Below are 19,326 nucleotides of genomic sequence, written 5' to 3' on the forward strand. Positions count from 1 at the left end.
CGATCCCGGATCCGACACCACCGGGGCCCTCCCCGGACCCGGTACCGCCGATCCCCGAACCCGACCCGATTCCGTCACCGGAACCCTTTCCGCCGCAACCGGATCCGTCTCCGGTGCCGCCGGTGCCCGAACCGGTCCCCCATCCGAGGCCCGAACCGGGCAGGCCCTTGCCGCCGGTGCCCGGACCGAACCCGAATCCCGATCGGCCGCCGCCTCCGGTGCCGGGACCGACCGACCCGACGCCACCGGATCTGCACTGACCCCGGTGCGGGGCCGGACCGGACGCGGGCCGAGCCGGTTCAGTCCCGCAGCGCCTGCTCGCGCAGCGAATGCAGGGTTCGCGCCAGGATCCGTGAGACGTGCATCTGCGAGACGCCGAGCGATTCGGCGATCTCGGACTGCGTCTTGGATTCGAAGAATCGCATGATCAACACACGGCGTTCGCGCTCGGGCAGCGCCTCGATCAGCGGGCGCACCGCGAGATAGTCCTCGATCAGGTGGAACGAGGCCTCCTCGGCGCCGAGGTTGTCCAGCATCGGCAGCGCGGTGCCGTCGTCGTCGCCGGTGACGGCATCGATGGAAGCGGCCTGGTAGGCATTGCCCGCGATCAGGGCCCGGGTGACCTCGTTCAACTCGACCCCGAGTTCGGCGGCGATCTCACTGGCGCGCGGTCCGCGCCCGAGCCGTTGGGTCAGGGTTTCCACGACGGGGCCGATACTCAGCTGGATTTCCTTGGTACGCCGCGGAACTCGTACCGCCCAGGTGTGGTCGCGGAAGTGTCTGCGGACCTCGCCCATGACGGTGGGCACCGCGAAGGCGAGAAACGACGAGCCGCGCGCGACGTCGAACCGGTCCACCGCTTCCACCAGGCCCAGACGCGCGACCTGGAGCAGATCGTCGAACATCTCCCCGCGTCCGGCGAATTTCCTGGCGATATGTTCGGCCAGCGGCAGGCAGCGCCGGATCACCTCGTCGCGTAAGGCGGCCCGGCGCGGATCGTCGGCGGCCAAGGCCGTGACCTTCTCGAAGAGTGGCTCGATATTGTCGTAACTGTCACCGGGAGATCTCGAAATACCGGCCATCGTCTACCCCGTGCGCACCCAACTGAAATCGACGAGGGTCGGGTATCCGCCGATCGCGTGGTCGTAGGGCTGCTGCACCGCCGCGATCGAATCGGTCAGCGTCCGCACGATATGCCAGCCGAATCCGTCCTGGCCGACTGCCGCCTCCGAGGTCGCCACCGCCGCCACGTGCACGAACATGCTGGCGTCGTCGTAACTGAACCGACAGTCCAAATTTGTGTCCGGTGCCGCGTCCAGGACGAGCGTCGTGGCCACCTCGTCCAGTGCCAAGCGAATATCGGTCACCTCGTCCAACGCGAAATCCGCGATGAGGCAGACGGTCTCGGCGAGCGCCCGAACCATGATCAACTGCTCCAGCCGCGCCGGCACGCACACCGCTATCGTCGTCGTCTTCGTCGAGGATCGGGAAGCCCAGTCCCCCATACCCATCACCACCTTCTCTCGCGCGCCGCCGGTATGGGGCGGTCAAGAGCTGCCGGCGGCAGCCGAAGTCGTGTGACCGCAGCTTTCCTCTCGAGATCGCTTACCCGGTGGGTGTGGACCGAAACCGTACGGTCACGAGCCGCGACGCAAGCCGGCCGAGTTCCGCGGGCCCGGACCGACGGTGTTTGCGGGCACCTGCCCCGGGCATAACCGGCACATGCCGTACGTGGCTCGGGACGGGCCGAACAGAAACGGAGTCAGCCGTGAGAATCGCCATGGTGTCCGCCCACGCCAGCCCCCTCGCCGAACCGGGCAGTCCCGAAGCGGGCGGCCGCAATGTCCACGTCGCCGCGCTGTCGGCGGCGCTGGTGCGCGCCGGGCATCAGGTGACGGTGTACACCCGTCGCGACGATCCGCACACCAGGACCGAGGTGGTCACCCGCGAGGGCTACATCGTCGTGCACGTGCCCGCGGGACCGGCCGCGCCGCTGTCGCGCGATCAGATCCTGCCGCACCTCGGGGAGTTGGGCACCTTCCTGCGCAAACACTGGTCACTGCATCCCGCCGACCTGGTGCACGCCCACTACTGGAGTTCCGCGCTCGCCGCGGAACTGGCGGCGCGCTCGCACCGACTACCGGTCGTGGTGTCCTTCCACGGACTCGGCACGATACGGCGGCGTCACCAGGGATTGGCCGACACCAGCCCGCGCTCGCGTATCCGTTTCGAACGCCTCATCGCCCTGCGCGCCGCGCACGTGCTCGCCTCCTGCTCCGACGAGGCCGCCGAACTGGTCCGGATGGGCCTGCCCCGTTTCCGGACCTCGGTGGTGCCGGGCGGCGTGGACACCGCGCAGTTCTCCGGCATAGGCGGCAAAGCGAGCCGCGGCGCGAAACATCGGCTGTTCGCGGCCGGTCGATTGTTGCGGCGTAAGGGATTCGATGTCGGCATACGGGCGTTGTCCGACCTGCCCGATACCGAACTGGTCATCGCGGGTAGTGCCGTCGGCGACGATCTCGACCGCGACGGCGAGGGACGACGCCTGCGCCGGGTCGCGGTCGAGCACGGTGTGCACGAACGATTCCGGATATTGGGGCCGGTCTCGCACGCGGCCATGGCGCGGCTCTACCGCTCGGCCGACGTGGTGCTGTGCACGCCGTGGTTCGAGCCGTTCGGGCTGGTGCCGCTCGAGGCCATGGCCTGCCGCACGCCGGTCGTGGCCACCGCCGTCGGCGGCATGCGCGACACCGTCGTGGACGGGGTAACCGGACGACTGGTCGAGACCACCGATCCCGCCGAGGTCGCGCGCGCGGTGCGCCCCCTGCTCGATGATCCGACCCTGCGTGACACCTGGGGCGCGGCCGCCGACGATCGCGCGCGGTCCGGCTACAACTGGGACCGGGTCGCGGCCGCCACCCTGCACGCCTACCACCGCGCGGCCCCCGACCGCGCCGCCGACGCCGTGGCGGTCGCGCGCTGACCGGGGTCGCCGAACCCCCATTCCGGCCCGTGCAGTGCCCGCACGCTGCATCGTTGGCGCGCTGTTGGTTCCTCGTTGGAACCTCACCGGACCCTGAGTGCAACAACCACACCACTCCAGGGGAAACACACCATGAGGATCCAGACCATCACCGCCGCACTCGCCATCGTCGCGGGCGCCGGACTGCTCGCCGTACCGACCGCCTCGGCGGCGCCGTACACCAACTGCGATGTCGACCAGGCCGCCCTGGCGTTGCGCGGTGAGGAGAGCACCGTCTTCGACCAGATCAACCGGATGCGCGCCGACGCGGGCCTGAAGGCGGTCACCCACAGCGACGTGATGGCGCGGCCCGCCGAATGGGCGAGCAACGACAGCGCGGCACGCGGGGTTTCCCCGGCCGATCACGTCGACACCCTCGGCCGTGACATCAAGACCCGTTTCGGCCAGTGCGGCGTCCCGACGAACGCGCCGAAGATCGCGGAGATCAACTTCTACGGCACCGGTGTCGAACCGGCCGACGCCATGCGGTTCTGGGCCAATTCGCCGGGACACCGCGCGATCATCCTGGACGGCGCGCTGAACAAGGTCGGAGTGTCGGTGATCTATCAGGGCGAACGCCGCCACTGGACGGTCACCTTCGCCGCCGACACCGCCGCGCCAGCTCCCACCCCGGCGCCCGCCGCGACCGTGACCCGTTCGAACCTGACCGGCGCTGCGCACCAGACCGAATTCGACTCCCTGGTCGCCCAGGGCTACCGGATCAGCGATATCCAGGTCACCGGGGGTAACGACCCCCGCTACAGCAGCACCTGGGTCCGCAACGACGGACGCGCGTGGCAGGCCCGCCACGGGCTGGACTCCGCGGTCTACCAGCGTGAATTCGACACCCTGCTGGCCCAGGGCTACCGGCTGACGCTGGTGCGCGGCTACGAGGTCAACGGAACATCGCGCTTCGTCGGCATCTGGGAGCGCAACGACGGACGCGCCTGGCAGGCCCGCCACGACATCACCGTCGCGGCATTCGACGCCACCGCCGCCCAACTGTCCGGCCAGGGCTACCGACTCGTGCACGAGCACCGCTACACGGTGCAGAGCAAGACCTACGTCGCCGCCGTCTGGAACAAATGATCACCGGGTGAGTGATCGATCCCCGAATGTGCCGCGGTCCACCCAGTGGGCCGCGGCACATTCGTGCGTGAACGAGAAAACGGAATGTTCCCGCGGTGGCACGGTGGCCGGGATTGTCCGTCGGAATTCCGGGTATGCCGTTGACCGACCCCAGTTCGACTATGCCACCACCGAGGAGGGCATCGTGACCGAGGAGAATTTTCCGGACCACACCCGGACCACACGGACACACGCCGGAGAATCGATCGAGGACACCCGCAATTGGCCGGGCATAATCCTCGCCGCGGTCGGCATCGTCGCCATCGCGTTGACATTGACCGCCGCAGGTTACGGATTCGCCGGATGGGCCGTTATCGGCGGAATCGTCGGCGTGGTGTGCCTCGTCGGCGGCGTATTCCTCGTCTGGGCCGAACATCGTCGGGTCCAGAAGAACGAAGATCACCGGGAATTCGACGACCACGGCCACTGATTGTCGATCACGGCACCGGGTATCCGATCGGAAATAACACCGAAAGGATAGACGGATGAATAACGGCCGAATTCGATCATTCGGTTCCGGTGGTGGGGTTTTCGCGGTGTGCGCGCTCGCGCGGGTCTCGCGCTCACGGGCTGCGGAGTCGATCAATCCCCCGCGGTCCCCGGCGACAACAGCGTGTCGATCACCTTCCCCGCACCGTCGGGCACCCAGCTCCCGCAGACCGATCAGATCACTCCCGCCGCCGCGAAACAACTGTGCGACATGATCGGCGCCGAGATCGGCGACTGGAGCTTCCGGACTCGCCGGATTCTGATCCCGAGACGCCCGGAAACATTCGCAGCAGCAGGAGATTCACATGAGAACGACCCTATTGATCGCCGCGGCCGCCGTGGCGCTGTGCAGCACCGGATGCGCCGAGGCGGAGAAGGCCGTCAACAAGGGCGGTGACACGCCGTGCAGCGAATTCGTCGCCCAGGACCAGGACAAGCGGCGGGTGACCGTCACCAAATTCCTGGAACAGGAGAGCAACGGTGACGCGGCGCCGAGCGCTCAGTACGTCGACGCGTCCCTCGCGGCGATCCAGGTGATGTGTTCGGCCCAGGCCAATCCCGACACTCCCATCCGGGAAGCGGATCTGACCGGGATCCTGGTGCCGAAATGAGCGGGCGCACCAAGGCGGTCACCCTGATCCTGCGGACGCGCGGCCTGGGCGGGCTGCTCACCGCGCTGCCCGCGTTGCGAGCGATCCGCGCCGCGCGCACACACCATCATCTCGTGCTCGCCGCACCGGGTTGGCTGCGCCCGATCGTCGAATTGTCCGGCTGCGTCGATGAATTGCACGCCACACCGCTGGTCGGTGATCTGCGCTGGAACGCGCCCGCACCCACCTCGGCGGTGAATCTGCACGACGCGGGACCGGCATCGATCACCGATCTGCTCGACACCGAACCCGCCCAGCTGATCAGCTACCGGCACCCGGACTTCCCCCGCGTGCGCGGCCCGCTGTGGCCGACGCACGTCCACGAGACGGCGCGATGGTGCAGGCTGCTCGAATCGGCGGGAATCCCGGCCGATCCGACCGATCTCGCGCTCGCCCCGCCCGCGCGATCCCTCGCCACGCGCACCCACGTCGTGATCCACCCCGGCGCCGCGCCCGCGCGCGTCTGGCCCGCCGAACGTTTCGCGCTGGTCGCCGCACATCTGCACGGTGCCGGATATCGGGTCCTGGTCACCGGCACCGCCGCCGAGGCACCGCTGGCCCGCTACGTCGCCGAACACGCCGGACTGCCCGAAAGTTGTGTCGTCGCGGGCGAACTGACACTGGGCCAGCTCGCCGCCACGGTCGCGGGCGCGGCACTGGTGATCGGCGGCGACACCGGAGTCGGCCACCTGGCCACGGCATTCGGCACCCGATCGGTGCTGATCTTCGGCCCCACCCCGCCGAACCTGTCCGGCCCGCGACCCGAGCGCATGGCCCATATCGCGCTGTGGTCGGGCCGCGCCGGTGACCCGCACTCGCCCGACCCGGACCCGGGACTGCTGTCCATCACCGCCATCGAGGTCATCGACGCGGCTGAACGTCAACTGCGTGGGGTGCGGCGAGAAGCGGCCTACGCGGGTGCTGTCACCGAAGGGATCGATGTGTCCGAACCCGGGTGAGATGTTCCGGTGCTCGACGATCAGGCCCGCGCGGTGCCGGTGCGAGTGGTGAGCAGGTCGGTGAACTCCTCGGCGTAAGCCAGTTGCCGACGGAGCCGCTCGGCGCTCTCACACGCCTTGTCCCGGAAGATCAGCAGTTCCGCGCGGGCCACGGCCCGGTGCTCGGTGGTCGCGGCGTCGTCGTCGAGTACCGCTATCGTGTCGAGCAATCGCTTCATCTCCGCGAGGGTGAATCCGAGCGGTTTCATGCGACGGATCACCAGCAACCGGTCGACGTCGGCTTCGGTGTAGAGACGGAACCCGCCGCGCGAGCGTGCCGAGGGCTGTACGAGACCGACCTCATCGTAGTGGCGAATCGTCTTCGGTGACAACTCGGTTCGCTCCGCGACCTGACCGATCTGGAGTAAGCCGCCCATATCAGTGCTCGCCCGCCAGATGTCCGGACAACCGTTCGTGGCGGGCCATCGAGGCCGGGTTCAGTCCGACGATCGTCGATCACGATGTTGTCCGGATCCCCCACGTAGTCGAATTGGTAGACCATGTCGTTGCTGGAGGCGAAGAACAATTCCCCGCGCACCCGGCACACGCGAGTTCCGACATCATCGCTGTCGGGCTCGTGGACCGCGACCACCTCGGTGAATGCGCGGCCCGATGCGCGAAGGCCACCATGGCGACCAGCACGCCGACGATGACGCCGTAGGTGAGGTTGTGGGTGACGACGGTGACCGCGACGGTCACCAGCATGACGGTGGTCTCGGCGATCGGCATCCGCCGCAGTGTCGCGGGAGCGAGGGAATGCCAGTCCATCGTGCCCACCGACACCATGATCATCACCGCCACCAGCGCGCCCATCGGTATCCGCGCGACCGACCCGCCCAGACCGACGACGAGGATCAGCAGGAACGGACCGTACGCGGCTGCTATCGCTCAGCGAGCGCAACCCTGCCCTCACGTGAGGGCAGGGTTGCAAACCCGATCGGCGAACCGTGGCACACCTCTCACCCAGGGTGGGGCGCCTGCTGGAAACCCAGATCGGCCAGCAGTTTCCCGCTTTCGATCCACAGGCGCGCCGCGGCCTCGTCGTCACGGGCGGCCTCGGTCGGCGTCTCCTCGGCTCCGCGATAGAAATAGCGTCCGCCCTCGGCGTCGGTGGCCAGCCGGACCAGCATCTCGGCCGGTTCCTCGGGTGACACGGTGAGGAATGCCGTCGCGCCGTCACTCCATCGCTCGTGCAGTGATACCCCGTCGCGGCCGGTCACCGTCATCGTGGCGACGAACGTGTCGGTCTCGAATCCGGTGCCGCAGATGATCACGTCCACCCCGTGATGATCGTCGGCGGTGCGGATACCGCCGGTGTCGACGGCGGTGATCGGTACGGTCTCCAAGCGGACGTCGTCGCGGTTGAAGCCGGCGTGGTACGTACTCGAGATCAAGATCCGTTTGCAGCCCGCCCGGTAATCGGGTGTCAACGCCCGGCGGGTTGCCAGGTCGGTGACGGTGTCGGCCAGCACGGTCGCGTGTCGACGCTCCAACAGTCGCATGGCACGGGGCCATTTCCAGAACGCGGCGGTGACGAGCTCGAACATGAGCCACAGCGTCTTCTCGACCAGCCGTCTCAGGATCGGGGCACGCCGATACAGCCGATGCATGCCGGGCATCGGCCAGCCCCGGAATGTCCGGAAGGGCGGGCACACTCAGTTGCCCGGTCGCGCAGACGACGAAATCGAAACGGGACGTCTGCCCGTCCTGGAATTCCAGCAGCCAGTCCCGGCCGGTCCAGGATGCCGTCGTAACGCGGGTGCCGAGTCGAAGGTGCGGCAGCAGTCCCGCATCGACCACACAGTCGTGCAAGTACCGCTGGATCTGAGCGCCGTCGGCGAATCGGCGTGACCAGGCGTATCGCGGACCGTTCGCGTAGCTGTAGACATGCGACGGTGCGTCGCAGGCGACACCCGGGTACCGATTGGCGCTCCACGTTCCGCCCACCTCGTCACGCGCGTCGAACACCACAAGATTTCGGTAGCCGTCGGCGGCCAGCGCACGCGCGGTACCCAGACCTCCGAATCCCGCACCGATCACCGCGATACGAGAATCTCGGTCGTACACCGCACGTTCGGTCACCACCATGAGGCTGGCAGCGTCCGAGGACGCCGTCAAGAAGGCCGGTCGGTTCGCTCCGGCCTCCGAGCCGGTCGCGGGTGCTCCTCGGCGGACGGTCCGCGCGAGGGTCAGCCGGGTTCGGTGGACAGGGTGATCGTGGTCCACGCGCCCAGGTGGATCCGGTCACCGCTGCGCAGCGGGAACGCGGTGTCGGCGGGGATCAGGTCGTCGCTGCCGTTGAGACTGGTGCCGTTGGTGGAACCGAGATCGGTGATCGTCAGCGCCGTGGGGGTCAGGCGCAGCATCGCGTGGGTCCGCGACACCCCCGCGTCGGCGGGCGCGAGGCCCAGATCGATATCGGGTTGCACACCCTGCGAGACGCTGCGTTTGCCGATGAGAATATCGTTGCCGCGCAACGGGATTCGCCGCTGCGGATAGTAGGTCGGGAAATCGACGCGGTCCGCGTCGGGACCTTCGCGCGCCACCACCCGATCGTAGAAGTCGCGGTCGGCGTCGATCGTCGCCACCCACGCGATGCGGCGGACCTCGGTCACCGTCGCGGCCGGGTGCTCGGGCTCGGTGGCGGGTTCGGGTTCCCGGCCCACCACCGTCGGCGGTGCTTCGGGGACCGGAAGCTGTGGCTCACCGGGCACACCGAGCGCCGAATCGTGGCCGCACGCTTCACAGAACCGGCCACCGCTGGGTTGGCGGCACGACGGGCACAGCGCCACACCGGCGGCGGCCCCCTCGATCGGCGAACCGCACACATCGCAGTAGTCGGTGGCCAGCGAGCGATGCCCGTCCGGACAGGTAACCATGTCTCACCCCTCCTTGCGGACCCGTTTCGTCTTCGTCGAACGGGCATTGAGAGCCATCTCGTCGGCCGCGTTCACCGAAGCGCGAAGGCGCACCGTGCCATTGTGCTCGTCCACTTCCACCACGCCGCGCAGCAGTTTGGCCGTGCTCTCGTTACCCGATTCCGCCGCGAGTTCCACCGCGCGGCGCAATTTCGCGGTCGCGGTCTCCGCATCGCCGGAATTGCGGGCCGCCAGCCCTTCCTGCACGGCCTGGGCCAATTCGGCCTGACCGGTGTAGTGGGCGACCCGCCTGCTGATCCGGGCCGACAGATCGGTCTCGGTGGTCCACACCGCGCGCACCAGACCCTGACCGACCACCTCCTCACCCGCGACCACGCTGACCCGCGCCGCCAACTTCTCGCGGCCGGGCGCGGCGGGTTCCACCCGGATCTGCACGTGGTAGTCGCGTTCCTCGGCGCCCCACGCGCCCAACGGGTACTCCCCGATCTGCCCGCCCGCCTCGGTGCGGCGGGCGGTGAGATCCTCGATCGTCGGCGCGACCTGTTTCACGAAACGGACGGCCGCCCCCGCCGGGGTCCACACGCGCAGCGTGAGTTCCGGGATCGCCTTGGCCATCGACGACCGCGCCATCGCCGCGAAATCCTCCGCCAGGCGGCTGGGATCGGCGACGATATCCACGGTGCCGTGCAGAGCGGAGGCGATGGCGCGCAACTCCTCCACCCGCCAGTCGGTTCCGACGCCACGGCAGTCGCAGGTGAACGCGCCCTCGGACTGCTGGATCTCCGCGGCGAGCGCCGCGGGTTCCTCGTGCTCGTTCTTGCCGTCGGTCAGCAGGATGGCGTGCACCATCGCGCCCTCGTGCTTGCGGGCCAGTTGCCTGGCCAGACCCAGCCACGTGCCCATCGCTGTGCCGCCGCTGGGACGCAACCGATCCAGATGACGGCGCGCCTGCGCGCGGGTCTCGCGACTGGCGGGCACCGACGGCATATCGGTCGGGTAGATCAACTTCGCCATCGACGTGCCCTGCACGATCGCGAAGCGGGTGCCGTCGGGCAGCACGTCGAGCGCGGCCATCGTCGCGGTGCGGGCGCCGTCGAATTTCGCGCCCACACCCATCGACCCCGAGCAGTCGATGATCAGGATCTCCACGCGCTCCTGCGGTCGGCCGGTCGTGACGAAATCGGCGCCGGTCTCGATGGTGACCACAGCGTCCACCGTGCTCGCGCCGTCGGCCAAATACTCGTTCTGGTCAACGGCGACCGAGACGCCGTTTTCCGCAACAGAACTCACAGTCCTTCTCCTGGCTGGTCGATCACGAAACGGGAGCCAACGCGACCGTGATGTTGTCGCTGCCGCCGCAACGCAGCGCGAACTCCACCAGTCGGCGGGCCACATCCATACGGTCGGCGCCGGTGGTCAGCGCCGCCAGATCCGCCGCGTCCGGGCGGTAGTTCCACAGGCCGTCGCTGCACAACAGCAGCACGCCGGGGCCGCCGGTGCGGAAGGTCCGCACACAGCTGTCCGACCACGGTTTCGGCCCCGAGTCGGCCCCGAGCCACCGCAGCAGCGTGTGGGCACGCGGATCCCTCATCGCCGCTTCCTCGTCCATCGCGCCCGCGTCCACCAGCGCCTGCGCGTAGGAATCGTCGACGGTGAGCCGCTGCGAAGCGATCACCCGCCCGGAACCCGAGGACGAAACGTCCTGGTTGAGCCAATACGCTCTGCTGTCACCGACATTGGCGACGGTGATCTCCGCGGTGTCGGTCCCGTAACCGCGCAGGATCGCCGACACATACGTGCACGAGGGCGCGTGCCCCTCCCGCACCGCGACCTCGCGCACCGCCTGCGCCGCGCCCGCCAGTCCCGCGAACGCCGCCTCGGCGGGCGTGCGCCCCTCGGCGAGAGCGGCGAGCACGGCGTCCACCCCCGCGCGCGACGCCGCACCGGAGGCCGCCTGCGGATCCTCCGAGGTGGACACCCCGTCGCAGACCGCGATCACCGTGAACTCGGGCCCGCCGTCGGCGGCGTCGACCACGGCCGCGGCGACCGAATCCTCGTTGCGCGCATGCGAAAGACCCCGGTCCGTGACCACCGACACCGCGCCCAGATCGGCTTCGAACCGGTCGGGCTGTGGCCGCAGTTGACCGCAGCCGCGACAGTATCCGTCGGCGTCGTAGAGCCCGCCGCCGCAACTGTCGCAATCGGCGTCCGACGGCGGTTCGGACCTGGGCAACGCGATCCGGCGCGCACCCAGTTCACGACCGCAGGATTCGCAGAACCGGTCGGCGGCGGCGACCACCGAATCGCAGCCCGGACAGCGGGGAGCCGACCTCACCTGTGGCCGAGCCGCGGTGGTCGCACTCGATTCGATACTCGCGGTCGGGTTCACGGAAGCACTTTCGACAGTCGTCGGAACGGGCGGTTCGATCGGGGGGATCCGGGTGATCGGAGGTTCCTCCCTTGCCTTCGCCCACCTGCCACCCGCGCCATCGCCGCCGTCGGGGCGCGGCGAGTCGAACGGCAGCGTCGGCGCGTCGGGCACGCTGCGGTCCTCGTCGGGGGTGCGGTCAGGGCTCACAGGGTCGTCCTCGGCCGAACGGCGTTGGCGCGGTCGACCAATTCGATCCGAGTCCACACGTCGCCCGCCTCCCTGGCAAGATCGCGATAGCACCGTTCCAGACCGGTGCGCACACCTTCCCGATCCAACCCCACCTCGAGCAGCGGCGCATCGTCGCCGGGTGTTCCGCCCGCCTCCAGCCACGACAGGGCCGCCTCGAGAACACGCATCCTGACCTGTGCGCCACGACGTTTGGAATCGATCGCGAGACGCTGCACGCGGTTCCCGGCCGCGCGCAGCACCGCCTCGTTCAACGCGGTCGCACCGCGTCCGGCCAGTATCGCGTCCACCGCGGCGATTCGAGCTTCGGTGTACAGCGCGGAGGCCGGTTCGACCTGATCAAGCGCGGTCACCGCGTCCTCTCGCCTGCCGCCCGTCCCGTGCAGGCGGGCCAGTCCGAAGACCGCGCTGACGAAACCGCGATCGGTCCGCCACACCGTGTTGTAGAAACCGGTGGCCCTGCCGGCGTCTCCCACCCCGCGGTCCTGACCGTCGGTCGCGACGGTCGCCAGTTCCGCGACCGCGGCGAGGGCGAGTTTCGGCGCGGGCTCGCCGGGCAGCGCGCGGTAGACGGTATCGAATTCGGTATAGCAGCCGGGGAAATCGCGGCGAAGCAGCAGCGCCTGGGCGCGGTACCACGACAGTCGCCAGTCACCGGGCATGGTTTCGGCGAGCAGGTCGATCCGGCGTATCGCGTCCTCGGGATCACCGACCTCGAGCGCCGCGCGCACCAGTCGCAACGGGATCTCCACCGATTCCGCGCGGCCGGTCACCACCGCGCGCACACCGGCTTCGAACGCCGGTTCCAGTTCCGCGGGCGAGGTTCCCGCGGTCGTCGCGAGCAGTGCCGCACCCGTATCGCCGGGGTCGATCAGCGGCACCGGCAGCGCCGCGACCACGTCGGCGGGCAGCACCGCGCCGCCGACGCCGAAAACGGCGCGCGGTGGCCCGAAGAACGCCGACATGCCTGGTCGCGGTCGACCGTCCTCGGCCGCCAGCACCTCGCGCAGCACCCCGGTGAGCTGGTCGGCCAGTTCCTCCATCGAGGCGAAGCGGGCCTCGGGATCGGGATCGGTCGCGCGCAGCAGCAGCCGGTACAGCGAATCGTGGGTGGCCAGCAGCGGTTCGGTGTCCGGGCCGGGCAACTCGCCGAAATGCCCGTCCCGCTGCGGCACTCGCATCGTCAGCACGGCCAGCGTGCGCCCGACGGTGTAGACCTCGGTGGCGACGGTCGGTCCGGTGTGCGCGATCTCGGGCGCCTGGTAGCCGACGGTGCCGTAGATGGCGCTGCTCTCGTCGTCCATCGAGATCACCGCGCCCAGATCGATCAGCTTCAACTGCTCGTCGGTCTGCATGACGTTGTCGGGCTTGAAATCGCAGTAGGCCAGGCCGAGCGAGTGCAAATAACCCAGCGCGGGCAGCATCTCCAGGATGTAGGCGATGGCCTGGGCGGGCGGCAGCGAACCGCCATCGGGTTCGCGGCGGTCGCGCAGGATCTGTTTGAGCGAGGTGCCGCCGACGTACTCCATCACGATGTAGCCGACCGCGACGCCGTCCGAACCGAGATGTTCGACGAAATTGAGGATCTTCACGATGCTCGGGTGCTCGACCTCGGCGAGGAAGCGCCGCTCCGCGACCGCGGCGGCCATGGCGTCGACATCCCCGGAATTGAGCAGACCTTTCAACACCACCCAGCGATTGCCGACATTGCGGTCGGTGGCCAGATAGATCCAGCCCAGACCGCCGTGTGCCAGACATCCGGCGACCTCGTACTGTCCGCCGACCAGATCACCGCGCGACAGTTTCGGCGCGAAGGAGAACCGGGTGCCGCAGTGCGGGCAGAACCCTTCGGCACGCCCCGGTTGCCCGTCACGACTGCGGCCGACGGGACGTTCGCATTTGCCGCAGAACCGTTTCGACTCGGCGACCTGCGGATCGGCCATGATCGCCGAGACCGGATCGACACGGGGAACCCGGGGCACGTCGACCATGCCCGCGCCCAGATGCCCGCGCGCGCTGGATTTCGACGACGACGAACGCCCGGTGCGCACCGAGGACCGCGTGCTCGCGGTCGCCTTGGAGGTCGGGGCGGCCGCTGTGGTGACGGTCGCCGTCGCGGGCGGGCCGGGTGCGGTACCGCAGGTGTCGCAGTAGCCGTCCGAAATCGTGCCCCCGCAATTCGGTTCGGCGCATCGGCCATCCCCGGCGACAGCGGTCACGGCGACAGCGGCCACGCTCGATTCGGCAGGCGCACCCACCGACGTCGTGGCAGCGGGTGCGGTTCCGCAGACCACGCAATATCCGTCCCCGACGACGCCCGCGCACCCGGGCTCGGCACAGGTCATGACTTCCTCCCCGATTTCTCCCCGATCGACTGCTGGTAGTCGGCGATCGCCCGGGTCGCGGCCGCCAGATCACACGGCCGTTGCGACAACAATCGATCGGCGGACCCGTACGCGTCCAGCAGATCACCGTCGTCACCGACACCGAGACGCGTCGCCTTGGCCCGATAGGCCGCCAGACGACCGCGCAGTTCCTCGCGTCGATCCAGCAGACCCTGATACAACTCGACGTCGGACGCCGCGCGCACCGCCGCCTCCGCGATCCGCGCGCGCAGGGCCAGCAGGTCCGCCGCGGTGCCCGATCGTACGGCCAGCATCTCCAGTTCCGCGCCGAGCGGTGCGGCCGAATCCGACGCGGGCGGCAACGCACCGGTTCGGATCCTCGCCACGACCTCGGCGCGGGCGCGGGCGGCACGCGCGGTCGTGTCGCGCAGCGTTTCCCACTGCGTTCTGGTGGTCGCGACGGCGGCGGGCCAGTTCGCCACCATCGCGGCACGTTCGGACAGACGCGCCGATTCACGGCGCAACTCCGCGTCCAACGCGCCCACGCGCGCGGTGATCTCGTCGGCGGTGAGCGCGAGCGGGTCGGTGGCCGATCGCCGCAGCAGGTCGGCGACACCGGACTCGATCAGCGGCAGTTCCCCCGGTACGACTCCCCCCCTGTCGAGCCGATCCTGTATGGGCGCGAGCCCGGACATGACGCGGGTGTTCACCGTGTCCACCGCGTCGAGGAATTCGGCGATGCGCGGAAACGTGTGGCGCATACGGTCCAACGTATCGGCGAGTCCGACGAACAGCACCGATTCGCTCGGGCCGGTCAGCGAACGTTGCGCCATCGGAATCGGGGTACGGGAGATCTCGTGCGGGCGGCCGCGCAGCATTCGGGTCAACTCGGCGCGGACGTTCTCGTCGAGCCGTGAGCGCGTGCCGCGCGTCTCGCGTGCCGATTCCAGAATGACCCGCATCCGTCCGTAGTCCTGCCACATCAGGTCGAGTGCCTCGCGCACCGGTGCCCAGCGCCGTTCGGTCAGCCCGGTCGGCGGGAACCGGCGGACCAGGGTGAGACCTCGGTGCTTGTCCAGTTCGAGCAGCGTCGAGGTGATCTTGGCGAATTCCTCGCTGCGGAAGGCCAGTTCGGCATCGATCTCGGCGAGGGTGAGTACCCGGTGCGCCACCATCAGCGGGCCCGATCCGGTGCGGGCGGCACGGGCCACCTCAATCCGAGTAGCGGGGAGTAGGCGGGGTCTGGGCGGTGCCGAGCACGGCGAGTCGTTCGTTGTAGATCCGCTGCCAGGTGCCGTCGAGACGGATCCGTTCCAGCACACCGTTGACGAAGCGGACCAGATCCGGCGTGCCCTTCGCCAGGCCGACCGCGTAGGCGCCGTCACCGATCGAATCGCCGACCACCTCCAGATTCCGGTCCTGGGCGATCAGCCCGTACAGGATCGGATCGTCGCCGCTGATGGCGTCGACATATCCCTGTTGCAGGGCGGCCAGGCAATCGGTCCAGTTGGTCGCCCCGAGCACCGTCACCCTGGTCGGCAACGCGAAAAGCGGCGCGGCCGCGGTCGTGCCCTTCGTGACGCAGACACGCTTACCGCCCAGATCGGCCGACGAGCGGATACCCGAACCCTTGGGCGCCAGGATGCGCTGTGCCGCACGGTAGTAGACGGCGGAGAAGTCGACCTCCTGGCGGCGCTGGCAGGTCGCCGAGAAACTACGCACGATCAGATCGACCTTCTTCTCGCGCAGCGAGCTCAGCCGTTCCGCCGCGGTGACCGACCGCAATTCGATCCTGTTCGGATCACCGAACAGCGCGCGGGCGATCTCACGGGCGATATCGATGTCGAAACCCTCGATCTCGCCGGTGCTGGGATTGCGGAATCCGAACAGATAGATGTTCTGGTCGACGCCGACCCGGACCCTGCCGTTGGCGACGATCGTCGCCATCGTCGAACCCTGCGGCATCGCCCCCGGACTCGGCAGCGCGCCCGGGCGCAGACTGGCCTCGGCGTCGCATTCGGACTCCGACTGCGGCGGCACCGTGATCTGTTCGAATTCGTGCGGCATCGGATTCACTGCGGACGCGGGCAACGGATCGGGTGCCGAGATACCCGCGCCGCATCCGGTGATCAGCACAGCGACCACGGCGAGTGCGGCGTGCAAAGGCCTGCGATTCACAGAAACTCCTTCAGCCGCGGCCAGAGACCGACCACGATGGCCGCGGCGGCGCCGACCATGAGCAGCAGTGTCACCGCCGGACTCCAACTCAGCGCGTCGCCCGCGTCGTTGACACCGTCACGCAGATCGTCGCGCGTATCGGTGAGATCCTCGCCGAGTGTCTTGTCCAGCAGGGCGAATCGGGTCGCCGAACTCTGCGGATTCGCTCCGATGGCCTGTGCCAGCGCGGCGTTGAAATTCGCCGCCCGGTAGGCCTCGACCTGCACGCGATGCCCTTCGGTCCACTGGGCCAGGCTGGTTTCCGCCGGTGAACCCGCGCCGAGCGCGCTGACGACCTTCTCTCGCAATTGCTGGATATGGGTCGAGTAACTGTTCTCCCCCGCCTCGATATCGCCGCGGGTGATCAACTGCAATGTCTCGTCGGTGCGGGCCTGCTGCGCCAGAATCCGCGCCTGGGCAAGGGTCTCGAATTCCTTGCTCGCGCCGGATTCGTCGTTGTCCAGTGTCGCCGCCGCGATCACGGTGGCGGCGATCACCCAGATCAGCGCAAGCGCGGTCGCGCCCGCGGCGATGACCAGGCCGGGGTTGACGCGTCGGTTGGTGCGCCGCACCAGCAGGACCGAACCGACGCCGCAGGCGAGCAGCACCAGCAGGAGCAACCCGGCGGTGGTCAGCGGCAAAGCGGCGATACGGCTCTGATCCTCGCGCACCGCGGCGAATCTGGCGGTGCTCAACTCCTCGGCGTTCTTCAACAGCGAGTCCTGCATCAACCCCGACGCTTCGCGCAGATACGCCGAACCCACCGGGAAACCCTGTCGATTATTGGCCCGCGCGGTCTCGACCAGACCGGTGAATGTCGGCAGCTCCGCGGAGATGCGCGCGACGATCGACCTGGTCCCGGCATCGGAGGCGCCCGCGGTGGCCTCGGCGAGCGCGGACGCCGCGTCGGCGAGAGCCTGCTGGTAGCGGGCGCGAATCGCCGGAGTCTCGATCCCACCGGACAGGAACGCTTCCGCGGCGGCGGCATCGGCGGCCGAGAGCGCCACATAAAGCCGCTGCGCGGCGAACGCGAGTGGTTCGGTCTGTTCGAGTACCTGTTCGTGCCGGGAGACCTTGCCGCCCAGCTGATTCGCCCCCGTGAATCCTGCCAGCAGGCACAACAGCGCCGAGACGATCACCAGAGCGCTGATCAGACCGGGCGTCGTACCGGCGAAGCGCCGCAACCATGCCGCACCGTGGTGCATGGTCGCAGGCAGCTGTGGTCCCACACCGTCCCCCTTCGATCACCGGCGGAGTATCCGACCGCGATAGTACGGGAGTCCTGACACTCTTTTGCAGCGCATACCCCTCGTACTCGGTGTCCTATCACCCGACTGACACCGCTCGGTCTCTCGTCACAGCACGCGGACTGCTCACCGCAGGGTCAGACGGGCGCCGCGGAATGTTCCGCTGATCTCACCCTTGACTCCGGATGCGACCGCTTCGACCGAGAGCGGCCCGAATGTCAGGCCGGCCGTGCATTCAGCGCTCCCGGTGACCGAGTTGCGCCTTCCCTCCGGCCCCAGGCAGGAACCATGACACCGAAGCCGACGGCACCCACCGCCACCATCTCGCCGATCCCACCGCCCTCGGACAATCTGTCGAGGTCGCCCGCGACTGCGTTCCCCTGCAGAAAGTCTCGGAGCTCTACGAGGCGATGACGGTCGCTGAGATCGAGGCCGAGCAAGGGTTGGCTTGCTGGGAGCGCGCCCAGCGGCGACGCCGACGCAAGCGTTCGGTCCGTGGCGAGCTGACCGAACACGCGCGAGAGCAACGGTCAGCTCGCCGGTTGCGCCAGCAGGATGCGCGCCAGGTCCGGTGGTTGGCGAACGCTCGAGCGGATCGTGCTCGGGCGACGAACCCGGACGCGTTGGTGGGGGCGTTGCATCACCGCGCGAAGCGTTCGTCGTTGCTGTTGCGGAGTGTGATGGGGATCGGGTTGCTGTGGTCTGCGGTCAACGTCGGCCGCAACCTGACTCCCGCCGTCGACCGCGCCAAGATCGTGTTCTTCGAAGCCGCGCTGCTCACCGGGACCGTCGGATTGAACCCGTCCGGCCGGGGTTCCGCAGAATTCGGTGCTGCTGGAGCATCGGATTTATGGCCTGAGCTGGGCATACATGGATGAACGCGCCGTGAAGGCGTGTATCTAGGCGCGTGTATCGGTGCTGGTCAGGCGACCGGGGTGAGTTCGACGATCTGCTTCGGTTTCGGGGCGCCGAGGCGGGCGAGCAGGTCGGTGTGGGCCTTGGTGAGAGTCGTGGTGCGGCGGATGACACCGGTGGGGCCGGTGAAGGTGCCGACGTGGATTCGGTCGAGCTCGCGGCGCATGACCTGCCAGGTGGTCGCGGTGCGGGTTTCGGCGACGCGGACCAGCAGCAGCGCGAGCCAGCACAGGATGACGTGGGCGCGGATACGTTCTTCGAGCCGGTGATAGACCGGCCGCAGGTCCGGCACCGATTTCATGTCACGCCAACCACGTTCGACTTCGAGGAGCTGCTTGTAGCCGACCGCGATATCGGCCGCGGACAGTTTCGGATCCGAGCAGCGCAGCAAGTACTGGCCGTCGAAGTTGGCTTCGGCCTTCACTTTCGTCGCATCGACCCGCAGTTTCCCGGCCGGGGTGACCCGCAGGAACCTGTTCATCCCGGGCTTGCCGGCGATCAGCTCTTCCAGGTGAGCTTCGTCGTCGACCACCGCCGACGACAGCAGGTGCTGCATCGCGTCCGGGCTGGTGTCCCCGGCGTGTTCGGCCAGCGACCAGCAGTTCTTGGCCGGCAGCTCCGATACCATCGCGGCCAGCATCCGCCCCGCCGTGCGCCGCGTCTCGACCCGCGCGAACCGCGACCCGACACGCCCGGTCAGGTCGTCGAGCTCCGCGCGCCACCGATCGGGGTCTACGACTCCAACCGCGGTCACCGCCAATTCAGTTGTGTCACACACAAACACGACATGATCACGCGGTGTCCGCCCATCTACCAGCG

Annotated in this window: 18 protein-coding genes and 2 pseudogenes; 6 read left to right on the forward strand and 14 right to left on the reverse strand. The window is 68.7% G+C overall.

The window, feature by feature from the left end; all coding sequences use genetic code 11:
• Positions 1-299: 299 nt before the first annotated feature.
• Positions 300-1,082, reverse strand: coding sequence for an RNA polymerase sigma factor SigF (locus OG225_RS15015; RefSeq protein WP_405182215.1), 783 nt, complete (start codon positions 1,080-1,082; stop codon positions 300-302).
• 3 nt (positions 1,083-1,085) lie between these two features.
• Positions 1,086-1,511 (reverse strand): ATP-binding protein, encoded by a 426-nt coding sequence (locus tag OG225_RS15020; RefSeq protein ID WP_405182216.1) that lies wholly within the window; start codon positions 1,509-1,511, stop codon positions 1,086-1,088.
• A gap of 257 nt (positions 1,512-1,768) precedes the next feature.
• Between OG225_RS15020 and OG225_RS15025 the strand changes: the two genes are divergently transcribed.
• The 5 genes from OG225_RS15025 to OG225_RS15045 all read left to right on the forward strand — a co-directional run bounded on the left by OG225_RS15025 (position 1,769) and on the right by OG225_RS15045 (position 6,248).
• Positions 1,769-2,983 (forward strand): glycosyltransferase, encoded by a 1,215-nt coding sequence (locus OG225_RS15025; protein WP_405182217.1) that lies wholly within the window; start codon positions 1,769-1,771, stop codon positions 2,981-2,983.
• Between the two features lie 132 nt (positions 2,984-3,115).
• The gene (locus tag OG225_RS15030; RefSeq protein WP_405182218.1) at positions 3,116-4,111 is read left to right on the forward strand and encodes a CAP domain-containing protein; all 996 of its coding nucleotides are present in this window, start codon (positions 3,116-3,118) and stop codon (positions 4,109-4,111) included.
• Positions 4,112-4,295: 184 nt separating this feature from the next.
• A complete protein-coding gene (locus OG225_RS15035) occupies positions 4,296-4,580 on the forward strand; it encodes a hypothetical protein (RefSeq protein ID WP_405182219.1) in 285 nt (94 codons plus the stop codon).
• A gap of 364 nt (positions 4,581-4,944) precedes the next feature.
• Positions 4,945-5,250, forward strand: a complete 306-nt coding sequence (locus OG225_RS15040) for a hypothetical protein (RefSeq protein WP_405182220.1) — start codon at positions 4,945-4,947, stop codon at positions 5,248-5,250.
• Positions 5,247-6,248 carry a glycosyltransferase family 9 protein gene (locus OG225_RS15045; protein ID WP_405182221.1) on the forward strand — a complete coding sequence of 334 codons (1,002 nt, stop codon included), beginning with the start codon at positions 5,247-5,249 and terminating at the stop codon, positions 6,246-6,248. The genes OG225_RS15040 and OG225_RS15045 overlap by 4 nt, the downstream gene beginning before the upstream one ends.
• A gap of 20 nt (positions 6,249-6,268) precedes the next feature.
• Here the strand turns inward: OG225_RS15045 and OG225_RS15050 are convergent, their stop codons facing one another.
• From OG225_RS15050 to OG225_RS15100, 11 genes and pseudogenes are all read right to left on the reverse strand, one after another.
• Positions 6,269-6,664, reverse strand: a complete 396-nt coding sequence (locus tag OG225_RS15050) for a MerR family transcriptional regulator (RefSeq protein ID WP_405182222.1) — start codon at positions 6,662-6,664, stop codon at positions 6,269-6,271.
• A 1-nt stretch (position 6,665) separates the two neighbouring features.
• A pseudogene (locus tag OG225_RS15055) lies at positions 6,666-7,157 on the reverse strand (sodium-independent anion transporter); the annotation flags it as partial.
• An 89-nt stretch (positions 7,158-7,246) separates the two neighbouring features.
• Complete coding sequence (locus tag OG225_RS15060; RefSeq protein WP_405183544.1) at positions 7,247-7,906, reverse strand: hypothetical protein; 660 nt, start codon at positions 7,904-7,906, stop codon at positions 7,247-7,249.
• Positions 7,907-7,955: 49 nt separating this feature from the next.
• Positions 7,956-8,375, reverse strand: a pseudogene (locus tag OG225_RS15065) (FAD-dependent oxidoreductase); the annotation flags it as partial.
• A gap of 101 nt (positions 8,376-8,476) precedes the next feature.
• Complete coding sequence (locus OG225_RS15070) at positions 8,477-9,166, reverse strand: FHA domain-containing protein (protein ID WP_405182223.1); 690 nt, start codon at positions 9,164-9,166, stop codon at positions 8,477-8,479.
• A 3-nt stretch (positions 9,167-9,169) separates the two neighbouring features.
• Positions 9,170-10,456: a VWA domain-containing protein gene (locus OG225_RS15075; RefSeq protein ID WP_405182224.1), complete on the reverse strand. Its 1,287-nt coding sequence runs from the start codon at positions 10,454-10,456 to the stop codon at positions 9,170-9,172.
• A 22-nt stretch (positions 10,457-10,478) separates the two neighbouring features.
• On the reverse strand, positions 10,479-11,744 hold the full coding sequence (locus tag OG225_RS15080; protein ID WP_405182225.1) for a phosphatase: 1,266 nt from the start codon (positions 11,742-11,744) through the stop codon (positions 10,479-10,481).
• Positions 11,741-14,128, reverse strand: coding sequence for a tetratricopeptide repeat protein (locus tag OG225_RS15085; protein ID WP_405182226.1), 2,388 nt, complete (start codon positions 14,126-14,128; stop codon positions 11,741-11,743). The genes OG225_RS15080 and OG225_RS15085 overlap by 4 nt, the downstream gene beginning before the upstream one ends.
• Positions 14,125-15,339 (reverse strand): hypothetical protein, encoded by a 1,215-nt coding sequence (locus OG225_RS15090; protein ID WP_405182227.1) that lies wholly within the window; start codon positions 15,337-15,339, stop codon positions 14,125-14,127. The genes OG225_RS15085 and OG225_RS15090 overlap by 4 nt, the downstream gene beginning before the upstream one ends.
• Before the next feature lies 1 nt (position 15,340).
• Complete coding sequence (locus tag OG225_RS15095) at positions 15,341-16,306, reverse strand: glutamate ABC transporter substrate-binding protein (protein WP_405182228.1); 966 nt, start codon at positions 16,304-16,306, stop codon at positions 15,341-15,343.
• A complete protein-coding gene (locus tag OG225_RS15100; RefSeq protein WP_405182229.1) occupies positions 16,303-17,574 on the reverse strand; it encodes a hypothetical protein in 1,272 nt (423 codons plus the stop codon). Before OG225_RS15100 ends, OG225_RS15095 begins: the two co-directional genes overlap by 4 nt.
• Positions 17,575-18,002: 428 nt before the next feature.
• Between OG225_RS15100 and OG225_RS15105 the strand changes: the two genes are divergently transcribed.
• On the forward strand, positions 18,003-18,470 hold the full coding sequence (locus OG225_RS15105) for a hypothetical protein (protein WP_405182230.1): 468 nt from the start codon (positions 18,003-18,005) through the stop codon (positions 18,468-18,470).
• A gap of 44 nt (positions 18,471-18,514) precedes the next feature.
• Here the strand turns inward: OG225_RS15105 and OG225_RS15110 are convergent, their stop codons facing one another.
• A complete protein-coding gene (locus OG225_RS15110) occupies positions 18,515-19,261 on the reverse strand; it encodes a hypothetical protein (protein WP_405182231.1) in 747 nt (248 codons plus the stop codon).
• Between the last annotated feature and the right edge of the window lie 65 nt (positions 19,262-19,326).

The sequence above is a fragment of the Nocardia sp. NBC_01377 genome (genome assembly GCF_045040005.1).
In the GTDB taxonomy this organism is placed as follows: Bacteria; Actinomycetota; Actinomycetes; order Mycobacteriales; family Mycobacteriaceae; genus Nocardia; species Nocardia noduli.

Bases quoted from the DNA above. Each gene is read 5' to 3' on its own strand.
- OG225_RS15085 (WP_405182226.1), bottom strand. From the start codon at position 14,128: ATGACCTGTGCCGAGCCCGGGTGCGCGGGCGTCGTCGGGGACGGATAT.
- OG225_RS15030 (WP_405182218.1), top strand. From the start codon at position 3,116: ATGAGGATCCAGACCATCACCGCCGCACTCGCCATCGTCGCGGGCGCC.
- OG225_RS15050 (WP_405182222.1), bottom strand. From the start codon at position 6,664: ATGGGCGGCTTACTCCAGATCGGTCAGGTCGCGGAGCGAACCGAGTTG.
- OG225_RS15105 (WP_405182230.1), top strand. From the start codon at position 18,003: ATGACGGTCGCTGAGATCGAGGCCGAGCAAGGGTTGGCTTGCTGGGAG.
- OG225_RS15040 (WP_405182220.1), top strand. From the start codon at position 4,945: ATGAGAACGACCCTATTGATCGCCGCGGCCGCCGTGGCGCTGTGCAGC.
- OG225_RS15045 (WP_405182221.1), top strand. From the start codon at position 5,247: ATGAGCGGGCGCACCAAGGCGGTCACCCTGATCCTGCGGACGCGCGGC.
- OG225_RS15060 (WP_405183544.1), bottom strand. From the start codon at position 7,906: ATGCCCGGCATGCATCGGCTGTATCGGCGTGCCCCGATCCTGAGACGG.
- OG225_RS15015 (WP_405182215.1), bottom strand. From the start codon at position 1,082: ATGGCCGGTATTTCGAGATCTCCCGGTGACAGTTACGACAATATCGAG.
- OG225_RS15070 (WP_405182223.1), bottom strand. From the start codon at position 9,166: ATGGTTACCTGTCCGGACGGGCATCGCTCGCTGGCCACCGACTACTGC.
- OG225_RS15020 (WP_405182216.1), bottom strand. From the start codon at position 1,511: ATGGGTATGGGGGACTGGGCTTCCCGATCCTCGACGAAGACGACGACG.